This window comes from Parablautia muri (assembly GCF_009917485.1).
GTDB lineage: Bacteria > Bacillota > Clostridia > Lachnospirales > Lachnospiraceae > Suilimivivens > Suilimivivens muri.
The window spans coordinates 1-10,210 of sequence record NZ_QZDT01000082.1; the positions used below are offsets into that span (position 1 = coordinate 1).

General features: G+C 39.5%; 12 protein-coding genes and 1 pseudogene. 3 read left to right on the top strand and 10 right to left on the bottom strand.

The features are described 5' to 3' along the window. Positions 1 to 458 precede the first annotated feature (458 nt). The 8 genes from D5281_RS22910 to D5281_RS22940 all read right to left on the bottom strand — a co-directional run bounded on the left by D5281_RS22910 (position 459) and on the right by D5281_RS22940 (position 6,815). Positions 459 to 2,336, bottom strand: a complete 1,878-nt coding sequence (locus tag D5281_RS22910; protein WP_160562242.1) for a hypothetical protein — start codon at positions 2,334 to 2,336, stop codon at positions 459 to 461. Positions 2,337 to 2,704: 368 nt separating this feature from the next. Continuing rightward, positions 2,705 to 2,860, bottom strand: coding sequence for a hypothetical protein (locus D5281_RS26205; protein ID WP_277935569.1), 156 nt, complete (start codon positions 2,858 to 2,860; stop codon positions 2,705 to 2,707). Positions 2,861 to 2,873: 13 nt separating this feature from the next. After that, positions 2,874 to 3,281 (bottom strand): hypothetical protein, encoded by a 408-nt coding sequence (locus D5281_RS22915; protein WP_160562243.1) that lies wholly within the window; start codon positions 3,279 to 3,281, stop codon positions 2,874 to 2,876. Positions 3,282 to 3,313: 32 nt separating this feature from the next. Continuing rightward, the gene (locus D5281_RS22920; RefSeq protein ID WP_160562244.1) at positions 3,314 to 3,703 is read right to left on the bottom strand and encodes an HU family DNA-binding protein; all 390 of its coding nucleotides are present in this window, start codon (positions 3,701 to 3,703) and stop codon (positions 3,314 to 3,316) included. Then, on the bottom strand, positions 3,696 to 4,031 hold the full coding sequence (locus D5281_RS22925) for an HU family DNA-binding protein (RefSeq protein WP_160562245.1): 336 nt from the start codon (positions 4,029 to 4,031) through the stop codon (positions 3,696 to 3,698). The genes D5281_RS22920 and D5281_RS22925 overlap by 8 nt, the downstream gene beginning before the upstream one ends. After that, positions 4,024 to 4,599 (bottom strand): hypothetical protein, encoded by a 576-nt coding sequence (locus D5281_RS22930; RefSeq protein WP_160562246.1) that lies wholly within the window; start codon positions 4,597 to 4,599, stop codon positions 4,024 to 4,026. The genes D5281_RS22925 and D5281_RS22930 overlap by 8 nt, the downstream gene beginning before the upstream one ends. Before the next feature lie 544 nt (positions 4,600 to 5,143). Beyond that, positions 5,144 to 6,175, bottom strand: coding sequence for a hypothetical protein (locus D5281_RS22935; protein ID WP_160562247.1), 1,032 nt, complete (start codon positions 6,173 to 6,175; stop codon positions 5,144 to 5,146). Between the two features lie 433 nt (positions 6,176 to 6,608). Continuing rightward, complete coding sequence (locus D5281_RS22940; RefSeq protein WP_160562248.1) at positions 6,609 to 6,815, bottom strand: hypothetical protein; 207 nt, start codon at positions 6,813 to 6,815, stop codon at positions 6,609 to 6,611. Between D5281_RS22940 and D5281_RS27285 the strand changes: the two genes are divergently transcribed. The 3 genes from D5281_RS27285 (at position 6,744) to D5281_RS22955 (ending at position 9,235) form a co-directional block, all read left to right on the top strand. Next, complete coding sequence (locus D5281_RS27285) at positions 6,744 to 7,121, top strand: DUF6431 domain-containing protein (RefSeq protein ID WP_408637310.1); 378 nt, start codon at positions 6,744 to 6,746, stop codon at positions 7,119 to 7,121. The two genes, D5281_RS22940 and D5281_RS27285, sit on opposite strands and share 72 nt — an antisense overlap. Positions 7,122 to 7,190: 69 nt before the next feature. Then, positions 7,191 to 8,432, top strand: coding sequence for a DDE-type integrase/transposase/recombinase (locus D5281_RS22950; protein WP_160562250.1), 1,242 nt, complete (start codon positions 7,191 to 7,193; stop codon positions 8,430 to 8,432). 65 nt (positions 8,433 to 8,497) lie between these two features. Then, positions 8,498 to 9,235, top strand: a complete 738-nt coding sequence (locus D5281_RS22955) for an ExeA family protein (RefSeq protein ID WP_330585272.1) — start codon at positions 8,498 to 8,500, stop codon at positions 9,233 to 9,235. Between the two features lie 369 nt (positions 9,236 to 9,604). Here D5281_RS22955 and D5281_RS22960 read toward each other — a convergent pair. Then, a pseudogene (locus D5281_RS22960) lies at positions 9,605 to 9,958 on the bottom strand (radical SAM protein); the annotation flags it as partial. 30 nt (positions 9,959 to 9,988) lie between these two features. Beyond that, a partial coding sequence (locus D5281_RS22965; protein ID WP_277935570.1) for a HisA/HisF-related TIM barrel protein occupies positions 9,989 to 10,210 on the bottom strand: 222 nt, incomplete at its 5' end.

Consider the following 10,210-nt stretch of genomic DNA (forward strand, 5'->3'; position numbering starts at 1 on the left):
CCTATTAAATACCAGTGGAATATTTATGCTCTGCGTCCATTTGGACGCTAACCGCTATTATATGCAGCGTCTAATCTGACGCACCTGCTATATTTTCAGAGGGGTACAAAAATTTTCGTATTCCTATGGCATATCCCATAAGCACATTCCTTACACATAGCATATCTATATAACCATTTTATCATTATCAAACATACTATCTATATTAATAAACTCTAAATCTTTTCCAGTAACGCAAAATATCCCACAAGGGATTTTGCCGTTTGCTAGGTTCAAATGAACCTCACCCTCTGCTGGCATATTCAGTATTTCCTCTATACCATTTATATTTAGTTGTAATATGTTTTCATTTATCTTTTAAAAATTTACTATTGACAGCCAATAGGGTAAAAGGGGTGGGTAGTAATATAGATATATATCAGTTACTACCCTACCCTTTTACCTCCCCTATCCACCCATTAAGCAACATCTTCAATAATGATATTGGGATAACCATTTGATTTAATATGATACTGCTCCTTCAATGCTTTATTTGCTTTGACCTTTTTCAGTCCGTATAAGTCCATAATCTCATTCAAACAACGTTTTATCTGTGTTTCAGTGACTTCATATCTATATTTATTGCCAAGAATATAGACAACTTCTTTCTCGGTACAATATCCTTTTCGCTGGATACACTGTAATATAATCTCGGAAATCTTCAAAGTACGCTCATCACTGGCTTTAGTGGTAGAACGGTCTACAATCTCACCATACTCATTCTTCTTTTTCTTATACTGCGGATATATGGAAGCTGCCACATCAAATCCTTCAGAACGGTAGAACATATCAAATGATACTCCGGCAATCCTGTAGCCTTTTTCCTTCCACCTGACACCATTATTCTCAATAGTGTTTAACTGCTGAATTACCCATGATGGAATAGCATAGAAATTAGCACGATTTTTATTACCATTCGTATATTTTAAAGCATTTTTCAATAATTCCTTTGGTATCTGGTCATTATCCAGAATCCTAATCAGATCATGATATACAAGCATTTTTACATATTTACTGACCTTATCAATCTTCTTTTGACTATTGCTCTTTCCCAAGTATTCAGATAGTTTCTTATTTGTCACATAGAAAACAATTTCACCGTCATTATTGGAAAATTTCTCACTATAAATATTATTCCTTGCAATAGAAAGCATCATAAGGAATGTATCTTTCGCATACTTGATATTTTTATCAGCTTGTGGACACAATTCTTTAAACTTATTTAGCGTGATATTGCTTATCATAAGGTCAATATTTTCTCTCTGTTCTATACTCCATTGGGATTCTTTGATGGATAGGTTATAGATATTCATGATAAATTGGATTGCTTTGTATTCAGACTTGAAATCGCCCAACAATTCAATTAACTGCTTAATATTTAGTGTAAGATTTTCAGAACAACATCTATATTTCTGTATGCCATTTTGTGTAGTGAAGATGTTTGCAGATGGATTGTGGTCATCATGCAACACACAACAAAATGACCTCGGATCGTCTATGTCAATCAGTTCCGCTATATCCAATTCAGAATAGATATAATCCCAAAACTCATTTTTATTCTCAAATTCTATCGGATCATGCGCTAATACCTTGCGTAAATACTCAATATCATGTTCTTTGATTGCTTTTACATTCAAATTTTCATATGTAGGACGCTCTTTTGCAGTATCAATACCTTTATTTTTGATACCAGCAGCAGTGCTATCCTTTTTCTTCTTTGATTTTGGCTTTGCATTGGATATATACTGTTCAAATTCATCATTCCAGTATTTTTCTATAATGGATTCAGCATTTATCCTTGTATCATAATCAGGATATAATACTGTATGCCCTTTACCGCCGAAAAATAATCTGTCACGGTTAAAACATACTTCATCAATACCGCCGATAATTCCCATAAGTGTAGCCTGTAACTTGTCCCTTATATTTCCGTCTGTAATTACAGCATCATTACAGAATATCATGCGGAATTTATGATGTTCTTCTTTGTGGCTAAATGTCGTATACATAAAACATGGTGTAATACCTAGAGAAATCACTTTGTTATAGGCTTCTTCTATCCTTATGCCATCATCAAAATCAAGCCCAAATAATTGTTGTTCTATCCAGTTTTCAGCTTTATTCCCTCCTGCTAATACTCCTGGCTTGAATGATGCCCCATGAACTAAAGCATCTGCCAAATTTTCAATCGTAATATTTACTTGTGTCAAACTTTTCTGTACCCATCCACACTGTTTACCTTGTGGCTTGTCTTTGAATCTGTGGTTAAAGTACATACATTTTATGTCATTACCCATTGAACCTCCTAGATTACCAGAAATTCAAGAAATATTTAGATTTAACAAAATTTTTCGTATGTCTAACTTGATTAGTAAAATTTCAGAAATGTTAAGTTTTTGATTTTTTTGCATCACAAAAAGACCACACTAAAAACAGTGCGGTCTTTTATATCATTTATATCTTTCAATATTCAATTTTCATCATCATTTATTGGAATCTCATTGTGCCGACTTGCACAGTGAAACAGTTGATAGTTATCAGATTTTCTTGAATTTCAGATTTACAGTTTATTTTGGTTGCTCTGTAATGGCAATTATCTTATACTTACTGAGCTATGTTTTCACAGCAGAATTTATCGCCATGAGACAGCAGTCATATTATTCATTTACTTATCTCTCAATGGACACCACTCAGGGCTTGTCTTTGGTGGATGATCCACACCTAATTTCCCCATATCGTCAATTCTGTCTGGATGGTCACAATAATAAATTTTCTTACCGTAATCATACTTTTTCATAAAACCGCATTCAGCGCAATTCATCTATGTATCACCTTCAATCTTTCTTTGGTAATCTTCCCATCCGCAAGCATAAAGCGGTATAGTTACCAGAATACTTCTTACCTTTTGTAAATATATTGTATATTGCCAATGTGTCTTTAGGTTCTTTTACCAATTTCGCACCATATCCAACACGTTCACCTTTCGATTTTAGATTTCTTTCGCCTTTTCTCCGCAATCGTGCCAACTGTTCTTTACAGGATTTCACATCATTATTACTAATAAATTTGCGCATCCAGTTAAATAAATCTGTATCCTCTGTATGTTCCAACTTATATTTATCAGCGGAAAACGGATTGCACCACGCATTGATAATGTTTTCATCCGTAGGCTCAATCTGATCCAGCATGATATGTCTTGCTATAATCAGTCTCTTTTCCTGTAAATTCTTAATTTCTTTCATATGATTTATTCCCTCCATAACTTTGCAACTTATCAATCCATAGCAGAATCATTACATTTCTTTTGTGACAATCTCCTACACGCTTCTTTCAGACGTTCTCCCATTGTAAATTTGATTCTATATCGTGCTGGTACAATATTCTCTTTTATATTGTTGAATCCATTTGCATTTAATTTGACTGCTTTATAGTATTTTGGTTCCATCTTGATATAATTGTTTATCTTAATCGAATCACCATTCTCTATAGATTCATATACCACATTCCAGAAAGCGTCTAATACGTTTGCAATAATTTTCTGTGTGTATTTTAGATGATATTTTCTTTTATACTTCTTGCCATTTCCACCTATGGCAATCTTTTCATTAATCAATTTCTCTGATATTTTATCTATAATATCCTTTTTATGTAATTCGTTACTCATTTTTCACCCCTAACTGCTTTTTTGTAAAAGCCTTTGCTGCCTGATTTAACTTTGAACCAGCTTTAAAGTACACTCGATAATGTTCTGGAACAATCATTTCTCTATTTTCAGCTACATTTCTTGACTTTCGCTCCGCCATATACTTTGTTCCTATCGTTGCATAACCATTGAGATTTACAGAATCGCCATTTGAAAGCGCATCAATAATAACATCCCAAAAAGTAGACACAATATTTTCAACATCTTCCTGTGTATACTTCTTATTTCTACATTTCAATAAATCTACCACACGCTTTATTAATCCAGGTCTAATAATCTTCTCATTCATTTTCGTTCTTTACCTCTATCTTGTTATTAATCCAATTTACCATTTGCTCATATGTTCCCTGTGCCACACATTCCTGAATACCATATTTATCTTTATGAAAGATAAGATACTTGCCTAAAAGAAGTGGATGCTTCTTAGAAGTCTGATTCTGTAATCTGTACCCTTGTTCTTTCAATCCACTTTTCTTAAAAAGAATACTGATATTGTTACCGCAAGTAGCTTTATATTTCAGCAGTTTATCTTTAAGAATTTCTATATTGCATTTTTTTGATATGGTCTTATCATAATTTTCTTCAAACCATACACATAATTCTACAAGGAAATCATCATATTCTTTAAAATCCTGTATATTGTTTTCTCCTGCTTTTACCCTCTCCCTTGCTTTTGTTTTGGATTTTACAAATTTATGGTCATACATTCTCAATGCTCCACCATTAACTGAAAAATCATCTCGCCACCATATACACCATTGTCTCCAAACATTTTCAAGTCCAATGTGTTTACTGGTTCTTGCCATAGAATAAGCAACGATCAATTTTTTCTCTTCTAAATCTGAAATCTTTAACATTAAAATCCTCCTGTTTTGTCAATGAAATATACTTTTCATGTTATGTACATTTTTGTATCTATCAGCTTAATTATTCTCTCATAAACTTATTTCTACATTTATGTACTAATAAATTTGAACATAAAAATAGACACACATACTCATATTCCTATCAGCATATGTGCCTATGCAAATATTCAAATATCATACAGATCCCTCTTGTCTAATTGGTCTATTTTTGGTCTAAATTCTTTGATTGTATCACCAAAAACCTTGTAAACATCATACTTTCAGCAAAAACGGTCACTCCTGCCGTGGCAGACGAAAAGTATTTTTATCATAATAAATTTTCCTCCTAAAATGCCCCGATTTGCCGTATTTTGGTGCGATTTGCGAGGTTTGTTTTTTTCGTGGAGATTGTGAAAAATGTAACGAAAATGGCAAATCGGGGCAAAACGGGGCATATTGATTCCGTCAATCGTAGTAAAAACGTAGTAGGAATTGGGGGTTTTTACTACTGTTGGATTTTGATAAACTCATATTAAAATAAACTTAAGTTATAGTTCTAGCCTTCTACTATATCTGTTTCTTCCTCATAATCAAATATATAGTTCGATGATTCTATTTTGAATCCACATTCCCCACATTTAAATATATTATTCATCAATTCAAACAGAATATCTAAATTCATATGTATTTCATTTCCGCAATGAGGACAGAAAAAGGGTATTTCATCCACTTCCAATATATTAAGTGCATCTTGAAAGAATTTCCCATCCGCTGTACATGCTTGCCTTGCCAGTTTTAATACCCTGTTTATAACATTGGTCATTGGATTTACATTTATAATCCGTTCAAACATTGCCACGATCAAATCTACAGCGTATGACATTACCAACGGAACAACGCAATAATAATATCTCGTAAACTCATCAATCCGTTCCTCATCTAAAAAGACAAAATTTAATTCTCCTTGTGCTGATTTTGTATAGGAATGAGTTGTTATTACATGATTAGCTTTATTCCATATTTTCTCCAAACTCATTCTATCACTCTTATCGTACCGAAAATTAAAAAATCCATCCTGATGAGCAATACCGTAAATCTTTTCAACTTTCTCAATATATTTTTTTGCGCTGGATTTGTTTATTACTAAATCTTCTGCCTTACCCTTTGCTAGTTTATCCAACAAATCTTCTCTTTCTGCTGCCAACCATTCAATATAGTACAAATTATCGCGCAACGGTTTCCTTAATAATGCATACGCAACAGCAACCTTCTTTTTCGCAGCGCATTCAAATGATTCCAACATATAATGACAGAAATCGGCCACCAACGAAAAGAATGTATGCCGATATTCTAATTCATACATTTCATCATTATAGCCATGAACTTCCATCCAATCAAAAATATCGCTACCTTCTTTTAAATCAGCAAAGCTATGTTCATCTTCCTTATTCTTAAAATTTATCTTTACAGAGGACAACTTCTCGCGATCTGCATACTTTAGAAAGCTCACTAATACATCATTACAATATACCAAAAAATTATGACTTGGACCATATTGTGGTTCGATTTTGAATTGATCTTCTGTCATATACTTACCACTACACCCTTTTCCAATCAATCAGCTTTGTTTTTCATTCAATATTATGAAATACAGAACAGCAAGTATCTTTAATTCATAACATGCTTTATTCAAAATAAGTAATTCAAAGAATTTACTCCCTTGATATTTTAGCATAAAACCGCCCATTTGGGTATAGTGGGAATAAAAAAATGCCCTGCCGAAGCAGGTATTATTCTTTAGATTATCTACATCCCAAATCACCATTTTTACCCAAATTAGTTGAATCTATGGATGCATCCAGCCTGACGGACAATCCATCACTTTCTTTACATCTGCGTTTTCTGTGTTATCATACTTTCGTAACCCGATAAAAAAAGCAGGAACCCCAACCGACCAAAGTTAAGCTCCTGCCATCGTTTGAACGCGGCTTACGCCGCCTTATTACACTCTTATGATAACCTTATCCATTGAAAACTGCAACCCTTTGAATCAAAACGTTTACAATGACATCCTTTCCTCCATCCAGTTCCACCAGCTCACATGTACATGCGGCCATTCCGCCTGCCTCTCTGTCCATGGCTATTACCTGCGTGGCCTGAAGACCCCTGACGGCATCATCCGCCTGCGCATCTGCCGTCTCCGCTGCCATGAATGCCGCAGGACACATGCACTCCTCCCTTCCCTCATCGTCCCTTATTCACAGGTATCCGCTCCCGACCAGGCGGATATCATCCATCTTTTCCCAGACAAGACAGCTCTCCGTTCCCTTTTGGACCGCATTCCCTGTATCGATGAGAATAACGTCAAATATATCATGCGCTCCTACCTGCGCCACTGGAAGCAGCGTCTTCTTTCCTGCGGCATTCCCATCTGTCCCTTAAAGGAACTCGTTTCCCGCTGTTTTTTCTCCTACTGCCGCCAGTTCATGCAGGTTAAACGCACCCCGAATATCTTATTCCCACTGACCACATAACCTTACACGACAGCCTGCTTTCCTTCCCTTATACTATGTCCATACACTTTTTTAAGGAGGTTCTTATACATGACACAGGATGAAAAACACGCTCTCGCCCTGATGCGCTACGGGGCCATTGCCCCTTTGATAAGCGGCACGAAGGATGATTTCCAGAGTCTTGACGATTATTACAGGGAGGCGGCCGGGAAGTCTTATCCGGCTCCGGACGGCTCCTCAAAACATTTTTCCGCCGCTTCCATCGAAAGATGGTACCGCTCTTATTTAAAAAACGGGTTTGACGCACTCATGCCAAAAAGCCGTTCTGACTCCGGCAGGAGCCGCTGCCTGGATGATGAATGCCAGAAATTTATCCGCCACATAAAGGAAAGCTATCCCAGAATGCCTGCCTCCATGATCTACCGCTCGCTCCTTGATAACGGCCTCATCTCAAAAACTTCCGTTTCCGAATCCTCCGTCAGCCGTTTCGTGAACCAGCTCATGGCTGAAAACAGGATGACGAACAATAAGGATATGCGCCGCTATGAACGCCCCCATATCAATGAGGTCTGGTGCGGCGATTCCAGCGTTGGCCCGAGGATGATCACGGAAAACGGAAAAAAGAAAGTTTACATCATTGCGCTGATCGATGACGCAAGCCGTTTTATCACCGGCATTGACATCTTTTTCCAGGACAACTTTGTGAACCTCATGTCCGTCATGCGCTCTGCCGTCTCCAAATACGGCAGGCCAAAGACATTCAACTTTGACAACGGCAGTTCCTATAAGAACAGGCAGATGGAGCTTCTCTGCGCAAGGATCGGCTCCACACTTAATTACTGCCAGCCTTACACACCCACTGCAAAGGCAAAGATCGAACGATGGTTCCGCACCATGAAGGACCAGTGGATGGCTTCCCTTGACATGCGCACCTTCCATTCCCTTGACGAACTGCGCACCTCCCTGTACGCATTTGTCAATGCTTACAATCAGGCGCCCCATTCCTCCCTCGGCGGAAAATCCCCGGTGGACCGTTTCTTCTCCGAACCTGATCATATCCGCCGGCTGGATGATGCACGGATCGAGCGCGCTTTCCTTCTGGAAATTGAAAGAACAGTTTCCGCAGACAGCGTCATCGTTATTGACCATACGGAGTACGAAGTCGATTACCGTTTTGCAAAAAGACGCATCCGGCTCCGCTATTCCCCCGATCTGAAAGAGATATTTGTTGTGGAGCAGGACGCCTCCCTTACGCCTGTAAAGCTCCTGCACAAACACGATAACTCCATGATCAAAAGAAATAAGACTTATCTTTGCAGAGGTGATGAATGATGGATTACATTGCACGTTTCGGTCTGGAATTCAACCCGTTCCTAAAGAATTCCAAAGAGATCCTCGTGGAGAATGAGGAATCCCACGAGGTGCGTTTCCGCCTGAATTATCTTGTGGAGACCAAAGGCTTCGGCCTCCTGACCGGCTCCCCGGGACTCGGCAAGACAACGGCACTTCGTTCTTTTGCCGCTTCCCTGAACCCTTCACGCTATAAGGTGGTCTATTCAAGCCTTTCCACCCTCACCGTACAGGAATTCTACCGCCTTCTGGCTTCCTCCTTCGGGGCGGAACCTGCATCCCGAAAGACAGACAACTTTAAGCTCATACAGGACTCGGTCAACTATCTTGCCCTTGAAAAAAGGATCACCCCGGTCATCATCATCGATGAGGCCAACCACATGAACGGAGCCGTTTTAAGCGACTTGAAGATACTGTTCAACTTTGAGATGGATTCCAGGGATCGGGCTGTTATCCTCCTTGCCGGACAGCCCCAGTTAAACAATACCCTGCGCCTGAATGCGCATGAACCGCTCCGCCAGAGGCTTGTCATGAATTACAACATGGAGGGCCTCTCAAAGGAGGAAGGGCGCATTTATGTCACGGAAAAACTAAAAGGCGCAGGATGCAGGCAGACGGTCTTTGAGGAAAATGCCCTTGAGGCAGTCCTTAACTCTGCCAACGGTACGCCACGCGTCATCAACCGTATCTGCGATGCCTGCCTGCTCATTGCTGACTCCAAGGAGCTTCATACAGTAACTGGTGAGACCGCCATGCAGGCAATCAATGATGTCCAGCTTGGGTAAGCATTCGCAAATCCAACGTTTTGCGAATAGTCGACATACAACAGACAATTCAGTATCAACTGATGAAAGCAGGGGATCCCAGAGTACAGGGAATGCCCTGTTTTCCTGAATTGTACCCGGAAGATGCGCAATTATTACGAAACATCTGTTCATGGGTATTTTAAATTGTACTGACAATTCAGATGCCGTTTCTTTTTTCCCATGCGGCAGGCACCGGAAAAAGGAAACTGGCTGGAATTGTTTATACAATACTGAGCTTAAATAAGCTGCACAAACAGATTCAGAAATTTTGAATGTTTATCCAAACCATCCGGAAAACAGGCGCATTTAATGTGAAGAATCCAGGTGCAGATAATTCGCCGAACAACACCGTAGCTGCTCCGTGGTCTTCGGCGTGATGTCCGTGATGCGGGCGAAACAGCCGATGGACTGCACTTTTGGGTAATATTTCCGCACCAGTTCCGCCAGCGTTTTCAGCTTGTCAAAACTTAATACAAAAGGGTTCGCCCCGGCAAAGAATACCCTCTTTGCGTTCCGGTAGTAACGGCTGATCTCCTTTAAGTCCGCCTCCACTTCGGATAAAGGCGACATACGGAACTTAAACGGCACGTCCTCATAGAGCGTGCAGAACCTGCATTTGTGGTGGGTACAGCCCGCCATCGCCTGTACCAGTGCGCTCCCCGCCTCATAGGGCGGCCTCCATATCGTTCCCGTGTAATGCATAAACCATCTCTCCTTCCTGTCTGTAAAAACCTAACTGACGATACCCCTGATCTCCTTTAAGTCCCGGATACCGTTTTCCTCCATGTACTTTTCCAGCCCGCCGATGATCTCCGGCATGGCATAGGGGTTCCTGAAATTCGCCGTCCCCACCGCCACCGCGGCGGCACCGGCCATGATGAACTCCAGCGCATCCTCCGCCGTCTGAATCCCTCCCATCCCGATGACCGGGATATTTACCGCCCTGCAGGTCTG

Excerpts from the sequence above, each read along its gene's own strand:
- D5281_RS22910 (WP_160562242.1), bottom strand. The coding sequence starts at position 2,336 with ATGGGTAATGACATAAAATGTATGTACTTTAACCACAGATTCAAAGAC.
- D5281_RS26205 (WP_277935569.1), bottom strand. The coding sequence starts at position 2,860 with ATGAATTGCGCTGAATGCGGTTTTATGAAAAAGTATGATTACGGTAAG.
- D5281_RS22915 (WP_160562243.1), bottom strand. The coding sequence starts at position 3,281 with ATGAAAGAAATTAAGAATTTACAGGAAAAGAGACTGATTATAGCAAGA.
- D5281_RS22920 (WP_160562244.1), bottom strand. The coding sequence starts at position 3,703 with ATGAGTAACGAATTACATAAAAAGGATATTATAGATAAAATATCAGAG.
- D5281_RS22925 (WP_160562245.1), bottom strand. The coding sequence starts at position 4,031 with ATGAATGAGAAGATTATTAGACCTGGATTAATAAAGCGTGTGGTAGAT.
- D5281_RS22930 (WP_160562246.1), bottom strand. The coding sequence starts at position 4,599 with ATGTTAAAGATTTCAGATTTAGAAGAGAAAAAATTGATCGTTGCTTAT.
- D5281_RS22935 (WP_160562247.1), bottom strand. The coding sequence starts at position 6,175 with ATGACAGAAGATCAATTCAAAATCGAACCACAATATGGTCCAAGTCAT.
- D5281_RS22940 (WP_160562248.1), bottom strand. The coding sequence starts at position 6,815 with ATGTGTCCTGCGGCATTCATGGCAGCGGAGACGGCAGATGCGCAGGCG.
- D5281_RS22950 (WP_160562250.1), top strand. The coding sequence starts at position 7,191 with ATGACACAGGATGAAAAACACGCTCTCGCCCTGATGCGCTACGGGGCC.